This is a genomic window from Paenibacillus thalictri (genome assembly GCF_004307995.1).
Lineage (GTDB): Bacteria > Bacillota > Bacilli > Paenibacillales > NBRC-103111 > Paenibacillus_AF > Paenibacillus_AF thalictri.
Map to the genome: position 1 here is coordinate 40,636 of NZ_SIRE01000030.1, position 24,393 is coordinate 65,028.

A 24,393-nucleotide genomic window follows, 5' to 3' on the forward strand; every position below is an offset into this window, starting at 1 on the left:
ATCAGGCACTCTCCCCTCGGGCGCTTTTCTTATTTTTTTGGAGATGGGCGAGCACACGGAAATGAAACGCTCCGTACAGCAGGAACAACACGATCACAATCGCGGAATGCACACTGACTACCTGCAGCAGCAAAAAAGATACGGCAAATAAGGCGATACCGACCACTTTACCCAGCCCTTTCACCGCTTTTTCGGCAAATTCATAGGCCATCATCCCGAGCATGACCGCGACGACCGGAGTCACCGCGCCGATCATACCGGCTATAACTTTGGACGAACTGAGCAGGGTAATTACGGACAGCAATAAGACCATAGCCAGAGATGTCGGCAAAATATGGGCTATCAATGCGACAACGGCGCCCAGGACACCTTTTTGACGGTAGCCGACATATGCCGCCAGCTTGGTGGCGATCGGTCCCGGCAGCGCATTGGCGACGGCCAGCACCTCTCCGAACTCCTCGTTGGAGATCCAGCGGTACCGGGTGACGGCTTCGTAGCGGATTAACGGGATGATCGATGGGCCTCCGCCGTAACCCAATATACCCGTTCTAAACATGGCGATGATAAGTTCTGTGTAACGGTTCATTGAGGGTCACACTCCTGTAGTGGAAAGATTAGCGGCTACAGCTTCATTCCTGTGCGGCTTTTATATCTTTTAATAAGCACCTGGCAATCTACGCTGGTAATGCCGGGCAGCGCGTACAGCTTCTCCTGCAAGAAAAGCTCCATTTGCCGGTTGTCGGCAAACAGCCCGTGCATATGCAGCTTGCTGGGTCCGGTCATGTGGTACAGGCTGGTCACCTCGGGTTCATCGGCCAGCTTGTCGGCCACTTCCATTAGATGCTTAGGTTCCACCTCAACGTTAAAAAAAGCCGATACGGTGATGCCCAGCTTTTCCGGATTCACGATAGCCGAGATGCCCTCGAGTGTTCCGTCCTCCATCAGCGCGTTGATCCGCGTCTGCACCCCTACACGCGACAAGCCGACTTCCTTAGCGATATCGGTATAGGACGATCTGCCGTTTTGCAGCAAAATCGCAATGATTTTACGATCGATCTCATCAAGCGGAGAGGATGCGCCTTCCAAAATGAATTTGGAATTCATTTTTATTACTCACTCCTTCTTTCATTTGCACGTCACAGTGGCGTCAGAATTGCTTTGTATATTCCAAAACGAAAAATAACCGCGCTGCAAATCTACTTTATGTATTAATATAAACCGATATTCTGACGATTTCAACAAAAATTGAAATTATTATATTCGTTTTGGATGAAAAAGTGCATTTGTGCATGTCGACTCGAATGAATCGGGTTTCTTCCGGCGCTTATTTAAGCCATTTCAAACCGGCCACAAATCATCACGGTGTGCCGGATTGCACGCAAAAAAAGCCCGCCCAGTCTGTAAGAGACCGGATCGGGCTTTTGCCTTTTGTGTTGAGACGCGGATTAATTTATCGTAATGGAGGTGATCAGCGAGTTGACATTCACCAGCACGACCGAATGTCCGACAACAAGTGATCCGTTAATCGTCACGCTTGGCGATACGTTGTACACATTGGTCGAGATCGTGCCGTCCGAATTCGTTTGCGTTACGGATACCGTCGACAATACGCCTTGGTTGTTCAAGTTCACGCCGCTGAGCGTACCGTTTATGGTGTAGGCGCTTGTGTTATTGGAGCTGGAGGCTTGAGTCACCTCGATATAAAGCACGTTGTTTGCATAGGAGCGGACTACAACGATATCACCGGCTTGCAGTGTCGAAAGGTTTGTTTGAACCCCGTTGCGGTATATCACTGCGTTGGCGTCCACGGTGTAGGTTGTTGTCTGGCCGTTATTATTAAGCACCAGCACATTGTTCGAAATGGCGGAAGCAATGGTTCCCGAGCCGCTTGTCACCGTGAGCTGACCGGATACGGTTGCCGCTTCCACGCTCCAAACGATGTTATCTTTTACGTGCAGAACGACCGCATCCCCGGCCAGCAGAGAAGCTGCATTTGTGAGAGCTCCCGAGCGGTAGATAAAGGCGTTGGCTTGCAGCGGATAACTTTGGGTCGAGCTGCCGTTCTGGATGGTCACGGTGTTGCCGTTAACCGTAGAAGCAAGCGTTGCATTAACGATGATATCGCTGCCGTTGGTAGCGGTCGTTACCGGACCCGAAGCATTCGCAGTGACTTCAGCGACGGCGATCGTATTGTTCACCGTATAGACGGTGATCGAGTCGCCTGCCTGCAAGGAGGATGCGTTCACTTGAACCCCGTTGCGGTATATAAATGCGCCGGTATTATAAGCGAATGTTTTGGTCTCGCTGCCGGTATTCAGTACCATCACATTGTTGCTAACCGGGGAGGCCAACTTGCCGGTGAAGCTTGCTTCATAATTCGGCTGCGTGCCGGCGCCGTACGGCTGGGTCACATCGATAAACACCACGGTGTTGTTGTATGCGCGCAGGTTAATGATGTCGCCTGCCTGCAGGGAGGACGCGCCTACGTTAGTGCCATAGCGGTAGATGAGAGCGCTACTGTTCAATGGCAAGCTGTAGGTCTGGTTGCCGCTGGTCAGTGTGACCGTATAACCGTTAACTACGGAAGACAGCGTTCCGGAAAGCAGTCCGTTATAGGAAGTGATCGGCGTTGTAGTTGGTGTGGAGCCGCCGCTTAATTGCGTAACCTCGACAAAAATGGTGCTGCCGTTAACGGTACGGCTTTTGATGATATCGCCTGTCTGAAGTTGAGAGGCGGTGATACGCGTATTGTTGCGGTAAATAAATGCATTCGGATCCAGCGCCAGATTTGCCGTTTGGCCGGAAGTGGTTGTGATGGTCAGCACATTGCCGCTAACCGGGCTATTCACGGTGCCGACAAGCAAGCCGTCTTCGCTGTCGGACAATTTGTCGCCGGCACGGTCGAGCAATGCCGCGATTTGTGCGCGGGTTACGGATTGATTTGGGCGGAATGTATTATCTTCGAAGCCGTTGACAAGGCCTTGCTCTACGGCAACCGCGACAAAACCGACGGATCCGGCCGGAATTTTATTGGCGTCGGCAAAGCTGAGTTTTTGGTTCATTTTGGCTTCGGCTTGGCTTGTCAGCTTCAGCGCTTTAACCAGCAATGTCGTAGCCCAGAGGCGGTCGGCCGGCTGATTCGGATTGACGTTGTTGTCGTTTTCGCCGAACAGATCGTTTTTGAGAGCGACGGAGACGTATCCCACCGCCCAAGAAGGAACTTGCTTGGCATCCGCAAAATTCAGGCTGGCGCTCATCTCCGAGCTGGATTGCGCTTGGCTTTCCAGTCCCATCAGCCGAATCGCAGCGGTAATCGCTTCGATTCTTGTCACCGTAGCCTGCGGGCGGAAAGTGCCGTCTTCATATCCGTTAAAAACATTCCGCGACGCCAAGTCGGCAATGTAGCGAAGCGCCCAATCCCAGCCTTGGCCATTTTGCATATCTTTAAAATTGATGTTGACTTTATATTGCGTTGTGGTCTTCTTGCCGTTGAAGAAATTCCGGCTGTCAAAGCGGTTATCGGATCGGTTATCAAAGCGGTTGTTAGAGCGGTTGTCGAATTTGTCATTGCCTTTCGCAAAAGCTGAAGTTCCGACTCCCATGGCCATCACTAGGGATAAGCCCAATGCGATCATTTGTTTGGAATAAGGATATGGCATCGCTTGATTCTCCTTTAAAAATCGAATTTAATTTTCTCACTGATATGTTTCGTCGGCTTTTTTTCGTTTAGTGGGGTCGCAAAAAGTCGCAGTGAAAATTTCGATCACGAAATAATGAGACGCAAAAAAGCCGCGTTCTGCACATAAGCAGAAACACGGCGATGCAGGCAGGCGCAGGCGGAACCCTTATATGCGGTGAAAAGGCAAGCTGCCGTTACGCAATACGCGTTTCGATGCGGCGGGCTCGAGCCGGCTCGCGTTTTTTCAGGAACGTATTGATAGGCTGTTCAATCCACCGATAAAACAACAGGCATACGCCTAGTCCGGTGAGAAAGCATATGGTGACGGTAAGCGGCAGTCCCAAGTGATCGGGAATATGAAGCCCTCGTTCCAGCTTGTATATAACCGACATTGCCGGCAAACTGGCTAACAAAATGGAATATGATGCGTCACCGCAATGTTTTAACGGCGTCAGCCATTCGTGGATTTTACCTCTCCAAGTGACGATGCCGACAAGAATTAATACTGAACCGACCATATGCAGCAAATCGACATACGGGATGACCGCATTTCTGTATCTTATCAGCCATAATACGACATACGCCGCGCCCCCGCTCAAAATCCACGCCATATTATTGCCCAGCGACTTCCGTTTGCGGACAATATAACCGACAGCTATCCCTGCAAAAAATTCAAGATGAAATTCGCTGACCAGAAACTGTCCCCAGACGCCGTCCCGTATATGCAGCCAACCCAGCATATGGAGTACGATGACGGTGATCCATGACGAATACACGGCGGCTACCGCTTTTTCCGAGATGAGGAATAGCAAAGAAAACATTAAATAAAACCAGACGATATAGGTGACTGACCAGGCAACACTAAGAATCGGGCCGGTAGCTTGAGGCAGCAGTAGCAGAGATTCAACGATCACGGACGGCTTGCGCTCGAACCCTTCACCAAAGGATGGCACAAGAAAATAAATGGGAATAACAACAAGCGTTATCAGCCAATACACGGGATATATACGGGCAAATCGTTTGTACAGGAAGCTTTTCAGCATACTTGAATCGCCAAAATGCTTGTGGTACAAGGTATACATTAAATATCCGGTCAGCACAAAAAAGAACGTGTACGCTCCCGATCGTCCGTATTCTGCAAGCCCCATAAAATTGTAATTAAAATATTTTTGTCCGATCCGCGAGGCGTGGAAAAGCATGACAAGCAGGACGGCTACCCCTCGTGCCGCCTGTATGTAAAAAATCGCAGGTTTCGTGTTCAAGCCGTTCAACCTTCTTCCTTCATTCCGAAACTAGATATACATCCATTATTTCAATTAATTATGAAAAAAGGATGATCGCAACCTTAAAGGGAGCTTAATGTTAACTTAAAATTGTGAACAAGTTCAAACAGTTTGCGTTTGGCGATTCAATGTTGCGGCAAACATGGGTACAATAGAACGGGTAGTTTATTTTGGCAGTTCAAAAAGCGGACTTTTTGAACACGCACTTTTATCGATGCAGGAAGGAAGGAAATCGTGGGCTTATTCCGCTCTACTTACTTTATTCGTTTGCTCGCCTTTTCTCTTATCCTTGGGGTCGGTCCGGTCCTTTTTCTCGGGATTGCCTCTTATGCGGTATCGTCGCAGGCGATTCAAAGCCAAGTCAATACCGCCAATCTGCAGGTGCTCCGGCAAATGCAGAATAGTATCGAGCAAATATTCGAACTGACGGACAGTACGGCGATCCAGTTTATCGACAGCTCGCTGGTTACGGACGCTTTGCAGACGAATGTGACCCCCAACGATTTTCGCATGACTAGCGAGTTATCTTCGGGATTAACGCATATTCAGGCAACGGATTTATTTCGTGAAGTTTCCTTCTATAATTTAAAATATGGTTGGCAGCTCGCCGATTCGGGCCGGTTGACGAGATCTTCGAACGGTTTTGCCGAAGATGAGGTCGTGCAGACGATCAAACAATCGCTTGCAGGCTCCGCGTGGACGCATGACAGCGCAAACATTTATTTGGCCAAAAAGCGACCGATCAACACGCCCGAACCGGCCGGCATGATTGTGGTGAAGATTCCGCTTTCTCAACTGAGCGCATTCATTTCCAAAAGCCATACTGGCGTTCATGCCATTATGGATCAGTCGGGCAAGCTGATCACAAGTGGCGATCCGGAGACCGGCGCTTGGCTGGAGTCGACCTTCCCGAGCCTGGTCAGCGGCATGAACCAAGGAGAAGGACTGATTCCTTATTCGATCGACGGCAAAAAAATGACGATCCTCTACTCCAAATCGGATTATAACCGATGGACTTATCTTACCGTCATTTCCGTCAGCGAGATTACTAAACAGTCCCGCGCCATCGGCTGGCTGACGTTTTGGATCGGTCTTGCGCTGGTTCTGGCTGCATTCGCCTTCTCGGTGTTTGGTTCCCGCAAAATGTATTCGCCGATTCGCGCATTATACAGCACCGTCTCCGAATCGCTGCTGCCGGAGAACGGCAAGATGAACGAGTTGTCCGTCATCGGGGACCGGGTGCAGACGATGATTGTCACCCAGAGGCAGATGGAGCTGGATTTGAAAAAAAGCCACTTTCAGCTGCGCGACTTGTTTGCCATCAAGCTGTTTCAAGGCGAATACAAAGCCAAAGATATCGAGGATCGCATGGAGTACTTAAGAATGGAACGTATTATCCATCCTTATCATGTGCTGGTATTGCAAATCGATACGCTGGAAGGCACTGGGTATGAGCATCACGATTTTGAGCTGCTGATGTATGGTGTCGGCAACATCACCTTTGAACTGTTTCCGCCGGAACGGACTTTGATTCCGGTGCTGCTTGGCAGCTCTCAGGTTACGCTGATTAGCGGCGCATCCTCCGATCTTGAAGAGTTGAAGCGCGAGGTCTATGAACTCAGCGCCAAGCTGCAGGAAGCTATTGAACATTTCCTCAGAATGAAAGTCAGCATTGGCGTCAGCTCTCCGTACAGTGAACTGAAGGATGCATCCAAAGCATACAAAGAAGGCTTGGAGGCGCTGGAATACCGGATACAGCTCGGAGGCAAGGCGATTTTGTTCTTCGAAGATGTGAAACCGGACCGCGTGCGTCTGGAGTATCCGAAACAAGCGGAAACTGAGCTGCTGGAAGCGATTCGCAAGCTTAACGCGGAGGAAGCGCGGCATCAGCTAAGACTGATTGTGCAGCAGGTGATTTCCGAGGTGGTCATGCCGGAAGCATATCGGCTGTCGCTGCTGCGGCTGTTCCTTGAGCTGATGGATATGATCCGCGAAAACGGCTTGTACGAGCAGATGAATTTGCCCGACCAGCAAGTGCTGCTGAGCCAATTATTTTCGCTGCCAAGCGCCGCGGATATGGATAACTGGTTCTACGGGGTGCTGGTCGAACCTGCGATTGGGCTGCTGCAGGAACATATGCGGGACCAATATTCGACGATCTCCGGCAAAGTCGTTCATATGATTGAAACCGAACTGGAGAACGATTTGACTTTGGAGATGTGTGCCGACCGGCTTGGCTTAAATGCCGATTATGTTGGCAGAGTGTTCCGCAAAGAAATGGGTATTACCTTTACCGAATATTTGTTAGGGTTCCGGCTGCAAGTGGCTAAGAAATGGCTGACCGAAACCGATATGAAAATAGCCGAGATTGCCGAACGGCTGAGGTACAACAGCTCGGCAAGTTTCATCCGCTATTTCCGCAAGATGGAGGGCGTGACTCCCGGGCAATTCCGGCAGCAGCTCGGCAAAGAAGAATAAAACCTTTTCTCAAACATGATCCCGTAGCGAGCATGCGAATTTTGCGGCTCATACGGGATTTTTACTGCGCGATTCTGGGATCGGTTTATGTATATCTCGACCTCGGAAGATGTATGCAAGTCACGAAAACCCGCGCCACATCAGGGTTTCTCACTTTATATCGGCCATGCAGTCGGAATATGGATATAGACGCAACGGCTGTACGGATTTACATTTTAGCTACGAGCAAGTTGAGGAAAGGGAGGTAAAGCTCATGTCGGAAAGTTTGACGGCAACGCAGAAACTGCACACGGTTTCAAACCATAAAAAAATAAAAAGCAAGTCTAAATCAGAATCGAAAATGGCCAAATTGGTTCGAGACCGATGGCTTTACATTATGCTGCTTCCGGGGCTGATCTTTTTTATCTTATTCAAATATTTGCCGATGCCCGGGGCAATTATCGCATTTCAGGACTACCAGCCTTTTCTTGGCATTACGCACAGCAAGTGGGTAGGGCTGAAACATTTCTCGCGTTTCTTCTTTGATTCGGATTTCCGGATGCTGCTGCTCAATACCGTCGTATTGGCCGTCTATAACCTGGTCTTTTTCTTTCCGCTGCCCATTGTGATAGCGCTTCTTTTAAACGAGGTCAAAAACGAGTTTTTCAAACGCGCGGTACAAACGATCATTTATATCCCGCATTTTATTTCTTGGGTTGTCGTTGTTGGCCTCAGCTATATGCTGTTTACAACGGAAGGCGGCATATTTAATGAAATGCTCAAATCGGTTCATCTGCCGACATTAAACGTGCTGCAGAGTCCCGAATGGCTCAGAACGATGATAACCGGACAAGTAATGTGGAAAGAGACCGGTTGGGGCACGATTATTTTTCTTGCCGCGCTGGCGGGTGTCGATACGCAGTTATATGAAGCCGCACGGATGGACGGCGCCGGACGGTGGAGACAGCTTTGGCATATTACGCTGCCGGCAATCCGCTCGACCATTATCGTATTGCTGATCTTGCGTTTAGGCACGTTCCTGGATACCGGCTTTGAGCAAATATTCTTGATGCTGAATCCGGGGAACCGCGATGTCGGGGAAGTGTTCGATACGTATGTATATACAGCGGGCATGCAGAACGGCCAGTTCAGCTACAGTGCGGCCGTAGGTTTGTTCAAATCGGTTGTTGCGTTGGCGCTGGTGCTTTCGTCCAACTGGCTGGCCAAAAAGTTCGGCGAAGAGGGGGTCTACTAATATGTTGGAAAGCAAGACATTGTCTCACCGTATGGCGGATGGGGTCATCATCGCTGTATTATCCATCTGCTCATTTTTGATGCTGCTGCCGTTTATCTTCATATTATCCGGCTCGTTTGTTTCGTCCGAAGAACTTCTCGTGCGCAAGTTTGTGATCATCCCGCATCATTTTTCATTTGAGGCATACCAGTTTATTTTTGCTTCAAAAACGATTTACCACAGCTTGCTGATCAGTATTCTCATTACGGTTGTCGGAACGTTTATCAACGTGCTGCTGACCGCATTGATGGCGTATCCGCTCTCAAGGCCAACGCTGCTTTACCGCAAGCAGCTGATGCTTCTTGTCGTCTTTACGATGTTGTTCAGCGGAGGCATGATCCCGACTTATTTGATCGTCAAAAGCTTGGGACTTCTCAACACATACTGGTCATTATGGCTGCCGACGGCGATCAGCGCATTTAATCTGATTTTGCTCAAAAGCTTCTTTCAGCAAATGCCTGACGGTATTGAAGAAGCGGCCAAAATCGACGGGTGCAACGAACTGCAAACTTTGCTCAAAATCATCATGCCGCTGTCGATGCCGGCGATCGCTACGTTCTCCTTGTTTTATGCTGTAGGGCACTGGAATAATTACTTTCACGCCTTGCTTTATATTAACGATGCCGACAAATGGCCAATTCAAGTATGGCTGCGGCAAATCGTCATTTTGTCCAACGGGGGTTTCTCCGATTCGGCAGCTTCCTCTGAAGCGGTAATCCCGCCGGGAACGATCAAATACGCGATTATCGTTGTCGCTACGATTCCTGTTATGATTGTATATCCGTTCCTGCAAAAGCATTTTGCCAAAGGCGTTATGTTAGGATCGGTAAAAGGATAAGCTATAATCGCAATAGCGTCCTTTTAACCTTCACTATATATTTAAATATTTTATAGCTCATCTTCCGCTTGACCGCGGTCGTACATCCTTGAAGGACTCGAGTTCTTCTTAACATCTTGGAGGGGTAACAGTGAAAACCAATTTACGCAAAGGCATCGCATTGACATGTCTGGCCGCCACCACTTTAGTCGTTATTCAAGGCTGCGGTTCCGCATCCCAAGGAAACAACAGTTCTTCCGCAGCAGGCAATGCGCCGTCCGGCCCTACGGAAATATCGATGATGGTTCCTTTCTATAATGCCCAACCGCCGGCAACCGATACAAACGACGTATTCAAGAAAATTCAGGAGTACACTAACACCAACATTAAAGTCATCTGGTCTCCGGACGCCAGCTATGCGGACAAGCTCAGTGTGACCTTGGCTTCCGGCAGCTTGCCGAAAGCGATTGTCGTACCTGCGGAAAGCATGAAAAAACCGTTTATCGTTAATGCCGCACAAGCGGGAGCGTTCTGGGAAATCGGTTCTTATTTGAAAGACTTCCCGAATTTGAAAACATACGTTAACGATGTGGCAATTGCCAATACTTCGTTTGACGGTAAAGTGTACGGACTGTACAGAGCGCGTCCGTTGGGCCGGATCGGACTGATAATCCGCCAGGACTGGCTGGATAACCTGGGTCTGCAAATGCCGAAAACGATGGACGATTTCTACAACGTCGCTAAAGCGTTCACAACACAGGACCCGGACAAAAACGGCAAAGACGATACCTACGGCTTCGCTTATGCGGACGATCCGTTTTATGCGGGTATCAATACGTTGGTTACGGCTAACGGCGGCTTTAACGGCTGGGGCGTAAAAGACGGCAAAGTGACTCCTGACTTCATTACGCCGCAATACATGGACGTTATGAAACTGTTCGGCAAGATGTACCAGGAAAAACTGCTTAACCAGGATTTTGCCATCGTCAAAGGTTCCCAAAAGTATGATGCGTTTAACCAAGGCAAAGCCGGCATGATGTTTACGTCGATCGATAACATTACGCTCAAATACAACGATTTGCTTAAGCTGACGCCGTCGGCCAAGCTGAACATCGCTCCTACCTTCACAGGGCCAAGCGGTCAAAAAACGAACTCGACGCCGGGTCATCAAGGCGTGTTCATGTTCCCGAAATCCAGTGTAACGTCGGAAGCCGAGCTGAAGAAAATTCTCGCTTACTTCGACAAAATGCTTGACCCGCAAATGGTGCAGCTGCAAATGTTCGGTATCGAAGGCAAACATATGAAGATGGAAAATGGCAGCCCGATGATTACCGACGCCAAAGCGTTTGCCGATGAAGTATCGCCGCTGCAGTATATGGCGATCCAGCCGGCATGGGTAGCCAATCCGAACGATGCGCCTTTGACTAAGCTGTACAAGCAGCGTTTTGAAGAAAATGAAAAATTCCTTGTCGCTAACGTAACCGATCCGCTCATTTCCCAAACTTATTCGGAAAAAGGCACCGAGCTTGATAAAATCGCTCAGGACGCCCGCGTGAAATTCGTGATGGGTCAAATTGACGAAGCCGGCTACAACAAGCTGGTAAGCGATTGGAAAACTAAAGGCGGAGACAAAGTGATCGAGGAATACTCTGCAGCTTATAATAAAACACAGAAGAAATAATAGAAACGATGTATACAACGTGTCGTCACCGATTGTTTCAAGCCGGGGGCGGCGCGTTTTTTTACTTTCAATGCGCTTTCTTTGCTGTCAAGCTTTTTTTGCCTATGCACTTCTCATCGTTTTCTAATAAATGCGGCTGATGCCGGACGGAGACCAGCTTTGCCTCTTTTCAGGTAAATCGTGGATGTTTTGAATGTGGTATGGTGTTTACAGACGAACAAAACAACCACGCAAAACAAGGAGGACGTCATGAACAGTGTAAAAAGAAATCGTATAGGGAAAACTATCGTAGGTGTGACTTTAAGTCTTTCGATCGCTTTTTCGGGCAGCATGCTGGTGGCGCCTGGCTCGGTGCATGCAGCTGCAGCAGTTTCGGATTCATCAACTTCGTCCACGGCAAGTAAAATTATTGCCAAAGGCAAGCAGTATCTGGGCGTTCGTTATGAGTTCGGCGCTGAATCGGGACAAACCCGTTCATTTGATTGTTCTTCATTTACTCAATATATATACGGCAAATTTGGTATTGATCTTCCGAGATCTTCACGCGAACAAGCGAAAGTCGGCACCAAAGTCAGCAAAAGTCAATTGAAACCTGGCGATCTGATCTTCACCGATACGGACCGTGACGGCAAAATCAATCACGTCTCGATTTATATGGGCAACGATAAGCTGCTTCACACTTATAAAGTGGGAGTTGGCGTCACGATTTCCAATTTTAAAGGAAGCACCTGGGACGATACGTTCGTAACGGCCCGCCGTGTAATCCCAAGCAATGGACAAGCGGATAACGGTAGCTCGAACAATGGATCCGGCAGCGGCCAATCGGGCAACGATAACGGTTCCTCCGGCAACGGGAATGGCAATGGAAACAGCAATGACAGTGGCAACGGAAATAACGGTGGAAACGGGTTCGGCTGGGGAGACAGCACATGGGGCCAAGGTGATGATAACGGCAACCAAGCAGGTTCCGGTAATGATTATGACTGGTTCGGCAACTTATTCAGAGGTTTTTATTAATAGTTTAAGTTTGGCGTAAGACAAAGCGGGGCCTTCCGGAATACGGAGGGCTCTTTTTCTTGCGGCAAAGCGGCTTGCCGAATGAGGGTGAAAGCAATGTTCTGACCGCCGCAGGATGGACCGCAGCGGTCAGTCATCGTTCGCGTGCAACCATTGGGCAGTAATTACAGTCTCATCCCCATCCGGCTCTTGTAGCGTGTAATCAGCACTTGGCAATCTACGCTCATAATCCCTTGCAACGTATACAGCTTCTCCTTCAAAAATAACTCCATCTCCTGGTTGTTCTGAAATAAGCCGTGCATGTGCAGTTTGCTGGGCCCGGTCATATGATACAAGCTTGTAATGCCGGGTTGGTCCGATAAGGCGCCGGCCACCTGCTGCAAATATTGAGGCTCCACTTCAACGTTAAAAAAAGCGGAAACGGTAATGCCAATTTTGTCAGGATTGATGACAGCGGTAAACCGCTCAATAACTCCTTCTTCGATCAAAGCATTGATTCTCGCCTGTACGGCAACCCTCGAAAGTCCGATTTCTTTCGCCAGGTCAGTATAGGAAATCCGGCCATTGGAAAGGAGTACGGCGAGGATTTTGCGATCCATCCCATCGATATACGTATCGGGTAGCTCAAATGTCATATTTTCTTTCATAATTTCACCTTCCTCAAAGGGTCTTCATATCAAGAGATAGAGTCAATTGATTTATAAACGAGGGTAAAAATTAACCTTATGTATAAATATAGAGCGATTTTCATGCTTTTTCAACAAAAAACTATAAAAAAATGCTGCGAAACCATATTTTTTTAAGTTGAAACATACTGAAAATGTGTGTTATGTTAGTTGACAATTAATTGGGGAGAGAAGGGGAACTATGGCGCAAAAAAATCGTTCTGCAATAGGGACTCAAGCAATGGTTGTCAGCCCGCACCGGCTTGCTACGGCGGCAGGCGCCCGAATATTGGAAAGAGGGGGAAATGCGTTTGATGCGGCGGTTGCCGTCAGCAGTTGTCTGGCTGTTGTGTATCCGCATATGACGGGGATGGGCGGCGATTCCTTCTGGATGACATACCACACCGATGAAAAGGAGATCCGGGGTTACAACGGCAGCGGCCGCTCGGGATATAAAGCCGACTTGCAGGCTTTCGCCGGACTGGCGTCGATTCCAACCCGCGGCCCGCTTAGCGCGGTTACGGTTCCGGGGATGGTGGATGCTTGGGCGGCCGTTCTTGGCGAATACGGCAGATTGCCGTTTGGCGATGTGCTGCAGCCTGCAATTGATTACGCCGCCGGCGGATTTCCGTTATCCTGCGATCAATATGAGAATACGCGGCTTCATGCCGAGATGTTAAGCCGATCGCCCGTCACTTCCCGCGTATATCTGCCTCAAGGCGCCGTGCCCAAGGCCGGCAGCCGGTTTGTGCAGCGGGAGCTCGCCGGCTCGCTGCGGGAAATTGCGGCGAATGGACGGGACGCTTTCTATAAAGGGGCGCTGGCCGCTGAGATCACCGGTTTTCTCCGGCAACAAGGGGGACTGCTGACTGCCGACGATTTTGCGGACCATCGGGGGGATTGGGTGACCCCACTGTCTTCCGGGTACCGCGGCTGCGACGTGTTTCAGATGCCGCCCAACTCGCAAGGTTTTGTCGGGTTGATGGCGCTTAATATCTTGGAACGGTTTGACTTCAGCGCGGTGGAGCACGGATCCAAGGAATATTATCATCTGCTGATCGAAGCGTTGAAGTTGGGTTTCTCCGACCGCAACGAAGTGCTGACCGATCCTGAATTTTCGCAGATTCCGTTGGATCGTCTGCTGAGCAAACGTTATGCGGCGGAACTGGCGCAAACGATCCAACCCGGGCGGACCGCAGGGGAACCGGCGGGGCAGGCGATGGGCAGCGATACCGCTTACGCTGCGGTAACGGATAAGGATGGCAATGCCGTCTCGTTTATCCAAAGTTTATATTTTGAATTCGGCTCGGGGGTCGCTGCCGGTGAAACGGGAATATTGCTGCAAAACCGCGGCTCGTTTTTTTCGCTTGATCCGAATCATGTCAATACGTTGAAGCCGCGCAAACGTACGTTTCATACGCTAATGCCTGCAATGGCCTGCCGGGAGGGGAAGCCGTTTTTATTATACGGAACACAAGGCGGGGAAGGGCAACCCCAGACGCAGACGGCGATTTTTACCCGCATGTTTGATTATGGCATGGATCCGCAGCAGGCTGTTGATGAGCCGCGTTTTGTATGGGGGAGAACGTGGGGAGAGCCTACTCAAGAACTGAAGCTGGAATCGCGTATTGCCGAAAGTACGGCCAAATGGCTTGCCGAAGCGGGCCATACGGTACGTGTCGTAGGTGACTTCGACGGTGTTATGGGGCATGCGCATGCGATCAAGATGACGGAGGACGGCAATCTCCAAGGCGGGGCCGATCCGCGCAGCGACGGCGCTGCAATAGGCTGGTAAACCGGGAAGATTCGAATAGAAGAGCTCGTCCGCTGTTTAGTGCGGGAGGGTTCTTTTTTTGTTGAAATCTAATGAAAGCGCTGCTATGAAAAAAGTTTCATTTATGTTATATAATCTAACATATATGTATTGACATCGATGTTTTTGGTATATATAATGACATTAACCTAACGGACGAAATGAATGAAATAAAAGAGAAAATCATTCGTATTGACGTGGAGATGAAGTTGAAAACAGTCGAAATGATAGGTTTTCAGCGAAAATTGATTAGGATGTCCCGGTTGTTGTCTGCCGGAAGCATGATAAGATCGTTTTAAAGAACTAATTTAATGTTAGTTTATATAACATAAATAAAACTTTAGACTTAATTTTAAATCGACAGATGATGTTTGCCATGCTAGGGGGTGCCTGTGTTGACCGCTGTACGACGATTTGGAGATGTGCTGCTGGAAGAAAATCAACCTTGTGTCATGAGGGATGGAATTACCTTATATGCAGATATATATCGGCCCGATAAACCCGGACGTTATCCGGTGCTGCTGATGCGCCAGCCTTACGGCAAAAAAATCGCCTCTACGATTACTTACGCTCATCCGTTATGGTATGCCCGGCAAGATTATGTCGTCATCATTCAGGATGTTCGCGGCAGAGGCGTATCGGAGGGGGAATTCGAGCCGTTTATTCGGGAAAAAGAAGACGGGTTTGATACGGTTGAATGGGCGGCAGGCCTCAGCTGCTCGGACGGTCAGGTGGGAATGTACGGATTCTCCTACCAAGGATTTACCCAATGGGCGGCAGCTGCAGCGGCTCCCCCGCACTTGAAGGCGATCATTCCGGCTATGTGCGGAGCGGATTTGTACCAGGGGATGTTTTACCCCCATGGCCGCTTGGCTCTTGCGGAGCACCTGCCTTGGGCATTTCAATTAGCGCGTGATACTGCGAGGAGAAAAGGGGACGAAGCGGCCGAAGCTTTCTGTACGCTGGTCAGAAACAAAACGCCCGACGAGCTGATCTTCAGAATGCCGGTAGGCGATGAACATCCGATATTGACCTCTTATTTCCCGGAGTTTTACGAATGGTGCAGCCATACCGAATACGACGGATATTGGAAGGAACGAAACCTGCTGCCGGAGCTTACGCATAGCAAAGTTCCCGCGCTGCATCTCGGCGGGTGGTACGATTGTTTCGTCCAAGGGACGCTGCAAAGCTACGAGACGCTGCGCCAGATTCCCGGCCGGTATGACCGGCTGATGATCGGCCCTTGGAGCCACATTCCATGGGGACGTCACACCGGAGGCGTCGACCACGGGCCGGAGAGCGACGGAAACGTTCATCGGCTGCACATTCAATGGTTCGACTATTGGCTTAAGGGCAAACGTGAGACCGAATGGCTGGCTGAACCGAAAATCACTTACTTTGAGCTCGGAAGCCGCCGTTGGAACAAGCTGGAAGAAGGTTCCCCCTTCCAAGGAGCGGGCGATGCGGCCTGCCGATATGTGCTCGGCGGCACGGGGGTGCCGGCCAACGGAGCTTCAGGCGGCGGGCGCTTGCGGCCGGAAGGCGTAAGCGAACCCGACGACATCGTGGATGTGTTCGTCTACGACGCCAGATTGCCGATGCCGCTCGAATCGTATTTGCCATTTGATCGCAGAGGGGTTCAGGACAGATATGAAATCCTCCATTATACAAGCGAAATCTTCGAGCAGCCGGTCAGCATGTTTGGCAGCCCCAAGCTGCGGGTTCAAGTTCAGACGGTATCGGGTGCCACTGATCTCGTCGCGATTCTAAGCGAAGTCGGGCCGGACGGATCCTCGCGGATGCTTTCGATCGGCAGAGCGGAAGTACACGAGACCGACGAAACGGAGGGCTGGGCGACGATCGAGATGGAGCTGCTGTCGCTGGGCGTGCAGATTCAACCGGGCAGCGCCCTTCGATTGGAGCTAACCGGCAGTGCATTTCCGCTTTTTGTGCGGCATCCGAATGGGATATCGTCAGCGGACATTCACAAGGTCGGAAACAAAAGTCTGAATATTGCGACAGTCGCTGTGAAAAGTATGCCGGAGATGCCTTCGGTTCTGGAACTTCCGATTTTATGCACCGGTCAATGATGGTTTGCACATAGCAATATGAAAAATGAAAAGGGAAGAGTGATATATCATGATGGGACGATATCAAGGAAAAGCGTGGGACCGGCATTTTTTACCGCGGTTGAGCAAAAAGGAAGTTGAGGCGATTCCCAAAGATCAGGCGGTCGTCGTGCTTCCGGTCGGGGCGATGGAGCAGCATGGTCCGCATTTGCCGGTGTTCACCGATACGCTGATCGGCGAAAGCTATATGACTTATGCGTTTGAATATTTGCCGGATGATGCGCCGATCTGGCTGCTGCCGCCGCTGCCGTACGGCAAAAGCAATGAGCATCTCGGGCACTTCGGCACAGTATCGCTGTCTGCGACGACATTGATGAGCGTACTGCTCGATATAGCGCGCAGCTTGAAGATAAGCGGGTTCCGCAAGCTGGTGCTGACCAACACGCACGGCGGCAACGCCGATCTGCTGAATATGATGGGACGCGAAATTCGCGTCGAAACCGGGCTTGAGGTATACCGGCTTGATCCCGGCGGTTTGGGTCAGGCGCAGGCGTTTTTTGATCCGGAGGAAATTCGCACCGACATTCATGGCGGGGCGGTGGAAACGTCGCTGGTGCTTGCGGCTGTGAAGCATTGGGTGCACCTGGACGTTGCATCGGATGAAATTCCGCATTTTCCGGCCTCGCCATATCTGGATCTTAAAAAGAAAGCATTCGCCTGGGTGATTGATGATTTGTCCGCATCCGGCACGTCGGGCAACGCCAAGCTGGCGTCGGAGGAAAAAGGCAAAGGCATGCTGGAGGCCGGAGGCAAGCTGATCGCCCAAGGGCTGATGGAAATCGCCGGCTTTGATCTTCGCAGCATCAGACAAGAACTGGAAAAGGCATATAAATAAACGGCATTTTAGGCGTAAGTTCAATCGGATAAAAGGAGAGTGGCCCGGATGAGCACATGGCTTGGGGAAATGGAATCGTTGATCGGTGAGCGTTTTATTACATCGGAAGCCGAGAGGGAAAAGCTGTCCAAAGATTATTTCTGGTACTCTCCGGTGCTTGACCGCAAGCTCAAGGACAAGGTGGCCGACGGCATAGCGGCTGTCAAAAGCGAAGAGGATGTCAGAGCCGTGCTTGCTTTTGCCTATAAAAATAATGTGCCGGTCACGGCGCGTGGGGCGGGGACCGGGAATTACGGGCAGGCGGTTCCGCTGGAGAAGGGCATTGTGCTTGATTTAAGCGGACTCGACACGATACTTGAAATCGGCGACGGCTACGCCCGCGTGCAAGCCGGAGTCAAGCTGGGGACGATCGAAAAGACGGCGCGGGCGCAAGGCCAGGAGCTGCGGATTTATCCGAGCACCTATATGGTAGCTACTGCCGGAGGGTTTGTCTGCGGCGGCTCGGGGGGCATCGGTTCGATTACGTGGGGCACCTTGTGGGACGGCAATGTGCTCGAAGCGACGGTGTACACATTGGAAGATCAGCCGCGGAAGCTTGTCATATCCGGCGAGGAATTGGCCCGCTACATTCATAATTACGGCACGACCGGGGTCGTCACCGAGCTGAAAATACCGCTGGCTCCCCGTCAAGACTGGCTGCAGACGGTATATCACTTCGATACGCTGGAGCAGGCGGCGCGATTTGCCGAAGCGGTCTCCAAGGATGACTCGGTGCTCAAGCGTCTTGTCAGTGTGATGGAATGGCCGATTCCCGCTTATTTTACTCCGCTGAAAAAAGTGCTGGAGAAGGATGCGGCGGCGGTGCTGCTGGAAACCGTCGACGGTACGATCCCGGCGCTGAACGGTTTGGCCGAACCTTTCGGAGGCCGTCTCGGTCACACGATCGAAGCCGCTTCGTATAAGAAGGGCGTCAGTCTCTCCGACTTTACGTGGAATCACACGACCTTATGGGGACTGAAAAGCGATCCGACCATCACTTATATTCAAGCCAGCTTTTCCGGGACGGAATATATGGAACAAATCAACACGATCAAGGAGAAATTCGGCGATGAAGTGATCATTCATCTGGAATGGATGAAAGCTCGCGGGCGCATTGCGCCGGGATCGATCCCGATTATCCGGTTCACGACTGAAGAGAGACTGAACGAAATCATTCAATTTTTCGAAGCGACCGGCGTGCCGGTTTCAAATCCACATACATGGCTGCTGGATGACGGCGGGAAAGGGCGGGCGGATGCGATGCGGCTCAGCAAGATGAGCAACGACCCGCGGAACCTGCTGAATCCCGGTAAAATCAGGCTTCAAGCGCAATAAACAGGCACAAGTAAAATACAAACTATGCGTGTATGGTTGGAACAAAGGAGGACGCCCCGATGGAGCTGCATTTCATCAACGCGGCGCTGCCGCTGAAGAGCCCGACCAAGCGGTATGAGCTGAAAGCGTCAAAAGGCGTCTGGACGTATATCGGCGAACAAGCGGAAGCGGCCGCCGAGCCGGCGCCGAAACGTACGGTGAAGCTGACGGAAGCGGATTTTACCGGCGGAGCGGAACCGGTGGTCATCGATTTGGAGGGCAGAATGCTGCTGCCGGGTTTTGCCGATATGCATATGCATCTGGATAAGGCGCATTCCATCGCCAAGGTAGGAAACCGCTCGGGCACGCTGCTGGAGGCGATTCAGAACTACGGGGGGATGGCGCCGCAGTTCACGAAAGCGGAGATCAAGGAAAGAATCAAGACCACCGCGCTTGCCGCGTTGTCCCACGGGACGACGTATATCCGGACGCATCTCGATTTTCATCTCGCCTACGGTAAAGAAATTGCTTTTCGCACGATGGAAGCGGCGCTGGAAGCCCGTGAGGAGCTGAAAGGCAAGGTGCAGGTGCAGTTGTTCCCGATGCTGCCGCGGGGACAGATGGGAGATCAGGAGCTTGCGGCGGCGGCGGAGCTGATGAAGCTGGGCATGGATGGCTTGGGTGGGGCGCCGCATCTTGGCGAAACGCCGGAGCGGCAGATTGCTCAAGTGTTCGAGCTGGCGGGCCGGTACGGCAAGCCGATCGACCTGCATGCCGACGAAAGCGACGATCCGGCTCGCCGCACGGTCGTCACGATGGCGAAGCTGACGGCGGAATACGGCTTCGGCGGCAAGGTGACCGCCGGCCACTTGTGCTCGCTGGCTGCGATGCCGCCGGGCGAAGCGGCGGAGATTATCGGAATGATGGCGGAAGCCGGCGTCGGAGCGGTCACTTTACCGGCGGCCAACATGTATCTCCAGGGCAGGGACGATACCGGTCCTTTCCGCAGGGGCGTAACGAGGGTGAAGGAGTTGCTGGCCGCAGGGGTTCCGGTTGCGGCAGCCTCCGACAATATTCAGGACCCGTTTCACCCGTTCGGGCGCGGGGACTTGGTGCAGATCGGCTTGCTGACGGCGTACGCGGCCCATATGGGCGCAGCGGACGATATGCACACACTGCTGCGGATGATTACCGAAATCCCCGCCGCGCTGATGGGACTTGCGCAATATGGCACCGAAGAAGGGGCTAAGGCCAACTTTGTCATCGTGGATGCGCAACATGCGGCCCAACTGTTTATTCAAGAATCCCCTTCCCGCTGGGTAGCCGTGCATGGCCGCTGGGTGAGCGTTTCGGCATTACACCGATGGAACGCTCCGGAAGCTTAAGATCAAGGAAAAGGCTTATAGACAAGATCGCGTTGAAGTTAGGCAGTTTGAAATCATATAGAGACAAATTAAAGGGTGGAGGAAACCTTATGCTGAACACGTTCAACCTTAAAAAGTCTGTTTCTTTCAAAACCGCAAGCTGCGTGCTTGCCGCCGTTATAGCAGGTGCCGCTTTGCTCTCGGGCTGCTCATCCAGCACGCCGTCCGCATCCGCGCCTGCCCCGGCCCCGGCAGGAGCAGGCGGCGCATCGCCCGCGCCCGCGGAGAAGCCGCTTGTCAAAGTAACGCAAGTGACCAACTGGTTCGCCCAACCGGAGCATGGCGGCAATTATACGGCGCTGGCTAAAGGTTTTTACAAGGAGGCGGGCCTGGACATGACGATCCAACCCGGCGGTCCCGGAGTCTCCGCTACGCAAATCGTCGGCTCCGGCAAAGCGCAGTTCGGCATGGGCTCGTCGGACGAGGTGCTGCTCGCCCGCGAGCGGGGCATTCCGATTGTAGCCGTCATGACCGTCTTCCAAAAAAGCCCACAAGCGATGCTGGTTCACAAGGGGCAAAACATCAAAAGCATCGCCGATCTGAACGGACATAAAGTGATTGTCGGCAGCGGCGTCTCGTTCTGGGAATATTTTAAAAAGGCCTACAAACTCGATAAAGCGACCGAGTTAAAATATACCGGCGATTTGAGCATGTTCTTAAGCGACCCTGCTTCCGCCGTACAAAGCTACATTACTTCCGAGCCTTACGTGCTTCAGAAGAAAGGCGTCGAAACCGAATCCCTGCTGAACGCCGATTTCGGGTTTGCACCATACGCAAACCTGATGTATACGACGGAAACGTTCCTGAAGGAGCACCCGGATCAAGTGAAGGCGTTTGTCGAAGCTACCATCAAGGGCTGGAACTACTACAAGGATCACTGGCAAGAAATCAATCCGATTATTAAAAAGGAGAACCCGGACAATCCGGAAGATGTGATGGAATACAGCGCCAAAACGCTCCAGCCGCTTGTCTTCGGTTCGGATGCCGAGAAAAACGGCGTCGGTTATATGACCAAGGAACGTTGGGAAGAGATGAACAAACAACTCGTCGACCTGGGGCTGCTGAAAGCTCCGCAAGACGTCAGCAAGGCATTTACGACCGAGTTTATCCCTAAGAAGTAAGTCCGCTTGGAGCCGGTCCGACGATTTGCCTGTTGTGAGTATTTATTCATACAGGGCGTGGAGGGAAAGGGAATGGCATGGAAAGTCTATGCCCGCTTTGAAAACCGTGTTTTTACCATAAGCTAAATTCAAGAAAAACACGGTTTTCATTGGCGGTGGAATGCCATCCTTTTCCCGCAATAACCTCAGCAATGAATAAATATTCACATATCACTTTCGTCGTATTGATTCCCAGCGCCGCAATTCCCAATTCAATCGGAGGTGAAGCGCATGGCCATGCGTGTAGAGGAGATAACAAGCCATGATATGACCGGAACGCAATTGCTGGTTGAACTGAACAATGTCGGAAAGGTATATCCGAACGGAACCGTGGCGGTGCAGAACGCCAATCTGAAAGCCGGCGAAGGCGAGTTTCTCAGCTTTGTTGGTCCGTCCGGATGCGGCAAGTCGACTATTTTTAACATGATTACCGGACTTACGGGACCGACCCACGGGCAAATGTCCGTGCTTGGCACAACGCCGAAGCAAGCGCGCAAACATAACGAAACGGCTTTTGTGTTTCAAGAGCATACGCTTCTTCCGTGGACCAATCTGATCGAAAACGTCACGTTGCCGCTCAGCCTCAGAGGAGTTTCGAAGAAACAGCGTTACGCAGAAGGGGAGCGGGTGCTGGAGCTCGTTGGCCTGAAGGATTATATCAAATCTTTGCCCCGCCAGCTTTCCGGCGGCATGAAGATGCGTGTATCGATTGCGCGGGCGCTTATATCCAGACCGAAGCTGCTGCTGATGGATGAGCCCTTTGGCGCTTTGGATGAAATTACCCGGCAAACGCTGCAGGACGAATTGTTAAACATCTGGAGCAAAGAAAAAACGATGACCGTGCTGTTTATTACGCATAACGTGTTCGAAGCCGTATTTTTATCGACCCGTGTGGTTGTGATGACGCCAAGACCCGGCAAAATCTCGGACGTAATTCCGATCGAAGCTCCATTTCCGCGCGGCGATGCATTTCGTTCGAGCAATGATTTTGGAGAATATGTCGGCTTGGTATCGGGCTGCTTGAAGCATTAACGAACGGATTGACCATCTACTTAAATTGAAGGCCGGAGAGGAGAATGAATATGGCGACGGAAGAAACGTATCTTACTGGGCCGCAAACGATAAGTACGGAGGCGCCTGCCGTTAAACCGATCAGCAAGCTTCCGATCTGGAAGCTGCTTAATGCGGTAGGTCCTCCATTTATCGTATTGGTGTTATTTGTCGGATTATGGGAGGGGTTGGTCCGGTTATTCGCGATACCGCCTTACCTGCTCCCGAAACCTAGCGATATTTTATCGGGGGCGTTGGAAAACGGGCACAATCTGTTGGTTTCGGTCAGCACCACGATTATGGAAGCCATTATCGGTCTTGCCGTAAGTATCGTGTTGGGGATTACATTTGCCATTCTGCTGGCCTTGTCCAAGCTGGTGGAACGCAGCGTATACCCTTACGCGATCATTATGCAGACGATTCCGATTGTCGCGGTCGCTCCGATTATTGTCATCTGGTTTGGAGCCGGTCTTAACGCGATCGTCATTATCGCATTCCTGATCAGCTTTTTCCCGATTTTGTCGAATACGCTGATCGGACTGAATTCCACCGAGCAAAATATGAAAAATTTGTTTTACCTCTACAATGCGACGAAATGGCAAACGATGTGGAAACTGCGGATACCCGCCGCGCTTCCTTATATTTTGGCCGGCGTTAAAATTTCCTGCTCGCTGTCGATCGTCGGCGCCATTGTCGGCGAATACATCGCCGGTATCGGCGGCGGCAAGGGCGGCCTCGGTTATGCGATCACCGTTGCCGCGGTCAGGCTGCAAACTCCGTATTTGTTCGCTTGCGGATTGTCCGCTTCTTTACTTGGTATCGGCTTTTTCCTGATCGTCAACGCGATCTCCAAACGGATGCTCAGCTCGTGGCACGATTCGGAAATTAGAAACTAAAAAAACCGGAGTTCGGCTGCGGATGAACAAGGAGGGGAGCGGCGCATGTACAAATTGGGGCACCGCAGTAATTACTGGACTGTATCCAAGGAAGCCGCCGATCTTTGCAGGGCATATCCCGGAGCCAAGCCGGTCGAACTGAAGGCGGCTCCGCAGCGGATCAAGCTGGATCTGAGCAGGACGGCGATCGTCGTTGTCGATATGCAGAACGATTTTTGCTCCAAAGGCGGATGGGTCGATTATATCGGCGGAGATTACGAGGTGCTGCAAAGTCCGGTGGATCCGCTCAACCGGCTGCTGCCTGCGCTGCGGGACGCCGGCGTCCCCGTCGTTTGGCTGAATTGGGGCAACCGCGAAGACCGGCTGAATATCAGCCCGTCGGTGCTGCATGTGTACAACGGCGACGGCGAAGGCGTAGGCATCGGCGAACCATTGCCGGATAACGGCTCACGGGTGCTGGAGAAGGGCAGCTGGGGCGCCGATATCATCAAGGGCTTGGCGGTCGACCCGCAGGATATTCGCGTCGATAAATACCGGATGAGCGGTTTTTGGGATACGCCGCTGGACAGTATTTTACGAAATTTACGAGTCGAAACGGTGCTTTTTGCCGGGGTAAATCTTGATCAATGCGTGATGGCGACACTGCAGGACGCCGTGAATTGCGGCTATGACAGCGTGCTACTGGCCGACTGCTGTGCGACGAACTCACCGCCCTACTGTGCGGAAGCGGCCATCTACAATATTAAGCAGTGCTACGGTTTTGTCGCTGACTCGGTTGGATTGCTGGCGGGTATGGGGCAGGGGTAGGAGTCTGACCGGTGAAATGACATGATGAATTTT

Annotated in this window: 19 protein-coding genes; 14 read left to right on the forward strand and 5 right to left on the reverse strand. The window is 51.4% G+C overall.

Going from position 1 to position 24,393, the window contains the following annotated elements:
* Position 1: 1 nt before the first annotated feature.
* From EYB31_RS32535 to EYB31_RS32550, 4 genes are all read right to left on the reverse strand, one after another.
* The gene (locus EYB31_RS32535) at positions 2–586 is read right to left on the reverse strand and encodes a chromate efflux transporter ChrB (RefSeq protein ID WP_131017676.1); all 585 of its coding nucleotides are present in this window, start codon (positions 584–586) and stop codon (positions 2–4) included.
* 35 nt (positions 587–621) lie between these two features.
* A complete protein-coding gene (locus EYB31_RS32540; protein ID WP_131017677.1) occupies positions 622–1,104 on the reverse strand; it encodes a chromate efflux transcriptional regulator ChrS in 483 nt (160 codons plus the stop codon).
* Between the two features lie 341 nt (positions 1,105–1,445).
* A complete protein-coding gene (locus EYB31_RS32545; RefSeq protein ID WP_131017678.1) occupies positions 1,446–3,659 on the reverse strand; it encodes an S-layer homology domain-containing protein in 2,214 nt (737 codons plus the stop codon).
* 214 nt (positions 3,660–3,873) lie between these two features.
* Positions 3,874–4,941 (reverse strand): acyltransferase family protein, encoded by a 1,068-nt coding sequence (locus tag EYB31_RS32550; RefSeq protein WP_131017679.1) that lies wholly within the window; start codon positions 4,939–4,941, stop codon positions 3,874–3,876.
* A gap of 255 nt (positions 4,942–5,196) precedes the next feature.
* Here EYB31_RS32550 and EYB31_RS32555 point away from each other — a divergent pair, with 255 nt between their 5' ends.
* The 5 genes from EYB31_RS32555 to EYB31_RS32575 all read left to right on the forward strand — a co-directional run bounded on the left by EYB31_RS32555 (position 5,197) and on the right by EYB31_RS32575 (position 12,228).
* Positions 5,197–7,440 (forward strand): helix-turn-helix domain-containing protein, encoded by a 2,244-nt coding sequence (locus EYB31_RS32555; protein WP_131017680.1) that lies wholly within the window; start codon positions 5,197–5,199, stop codon positions 7,438–7,440.
* A gap of 340 nt (positions 7,441–7,780) precedes the next feature.
* The gene (locus EYB31_RS32560; protein ID WP_240763131.1) at positions 7,781–8,674 is read left to right on the forward strand and encodes an ABC transporter permease; all 894 of its coding nucleotides are present in this window, start codon (positions 7,781–7,783) and stop codon (positions 8,672–8,674) included.
* A 1-nt stretch (position 8,675) separates the two neighbouring features.
* Positions 8,676–9,551 carry a carbohydrate ABC transporter permease gene (locus tag EYB31_RS32565; RefSeq protein ID WP_131017682.1) on the forward strand — a complete coding sequence of 292 codons (876 nt, stop codon included), beginning with the start codon at positions 8,676–8,678 and terminating at the stop codon, positions 9,549–9,551.
* Positions 9,552–9,681: 130 nt separating this feature from the next.
* A complete protein-coding gene (locus tag EYB31_RS32570; protein ID WP_131017683.1) occupies positions 9,682–11,211 on the forward strand; it encodes an extracellular solute-binding protein in 1,530 nt (509 codons plus the stop codon).
* A gap of 249 nt (positions 11,212–11,460) precedes the next feature.
* Complete coding sequence (locus tag EYB31_RS32575) at positions 11,461–12,228, forward strand: C40 family peptidase (protein ID WP_131017684.1); 768 nt, start codon at positions 11,461–11,463, stop codon at positions 12,226–12,228.
* Positions 12,229–12,392: 164 nt separating this feature from the next.
* On the opposite strand, the gene EYB31_RS32580 is transcribed toward EYB31_RS32575, so the two are convergent.
* Positions 12,393–12,875: a chromate efflux transcriptional regulator ChrS gene (locus EYB31_RS32580; protein ID WP_240763121.1), complete on the reverse strand. Its 483-nt coding sequence runs from the start codon at positions 12,873–12,875 to the stop codon at positions 12,393–12,395.
* Positions 12,876–13,095: 220 nt separating this feature from the next.
* On the opposite strand from EYB31_RS32580, the gene ggt reads away from it, so the two are divergent.
* The 9 genes from ggt (at position 13,096) to EYB31_RS32625 (ending at position 24,360) form a co-directional block, all read left to right on the forward strand.
* The gene (gene ggt, locus EYB31_RS32585) at positions 13,096–14,688 is read left to right on the forward strand and encodes a gamma-glutamyltransferase (protein ID WP_131017685.1); all 1,593 of its coding nucleotides are present in this window, start codon (positions 13,096–13,098) and stop codon (positions 14,686–14,688) included.
* Positions 14,689–15,101: 413 nt separating this feature from the next.
* Positions 15,102–16,796, forward strand: coding sequence for a CocE/NonD family hydrolase (locus EYB31_RS32590; protein ID WP_240763122.1), 1,695 nt, complete (start codon positions 15,102–15,104; stop codon positions 16,794–16,796).
* Between the two features lie 49 nt (positions 16,797–16,845).
* Positions 16,846–17,670: a creatininase family protein gene (locus EYB31_RS32595; RefSeq protein ID WP_131017686.1), complete on the forward strand. Its 825-nt coding sequence runs from the start codon at positions 16,846–16,848 to the stop codon at positions 17,668–17,670.
* Between the two features lie 48 nt (positions 17,671–17,718).
* Positions 17,719–19,044, forward strand: a complete 1,326-nt coding sequence (locus tag EYB31_RS32600; RefSeq protein WP_131017687.1) for an FAD-binding oxidoreductase — start codon at positions 17,719–17,721, stop codon at positions 19,042–19,044.
* A 59-nt stretch (positions 19,045–19,103) separates the two neighbouring features.
* The gene (locus tag EYB31_RS32605; protein ID WP_240763123.1) at positions 19,104–20,408 is read left to right on the forward strand and encodes an amidohydrolase family protein; all 1,305 of its coding nucleotides are present in this window, start codon (positions 19,104–19,106) and stop codon (positions 20,406–20,408) included.
* Positions 20,409–20,497: 89 nt separating this feature from the next.
* Positions 20,498–21,568 (forward strand): ABC transporter substrate-binding protein, encoded by a 1,071-nt coding sequence (locus EYB31_RS32610; RefSeq protein ID WP_131017689.1) that lies wholly within the window; start codon positions 20,498–20,500, stop codon positions 21,566–21,568.
* 276 nt (positions 21,569–21,844) lie between these two features.
* Positions 21,845–22,639: an ABC transporter ATP-binding protein gene (locus EYB31_RS32615; RefSeq protein WP_420819491.1), complete on the forward strand. Its 795-nt coding sequence runs from the start codon at positions 21,845–21,847 to the stop codon at positions 22,637–22,639.
* 50 nt (positions 22,640–22,689) lie between these two features.
* Positions 22,690–23,553, forward strand: a complete 864-nt coding sequence (locus EYB31_RS32620) for an ABC transporter permease (protein ID WP_170318290.1) — start codon at positions 22,690–22,692, stop codon at positions 23,551–23,553.
* Positions 23,554–23,598: 45 nt separating this feature from the next.
* The gene (locus EYB31_RS32625; protein WP_131017692.1) at positions 23,599–24,360 is read left to right on the forward strand and encodes a cysteine hydrolase family protein; all 762 of its coding nucleotides are present in this window, start codon (positions 23,599–23,601) and stop codon (positions 24,358–24,360) included.
* Positions 24,361–24,393: the final 33 nt, after the last annotated feature.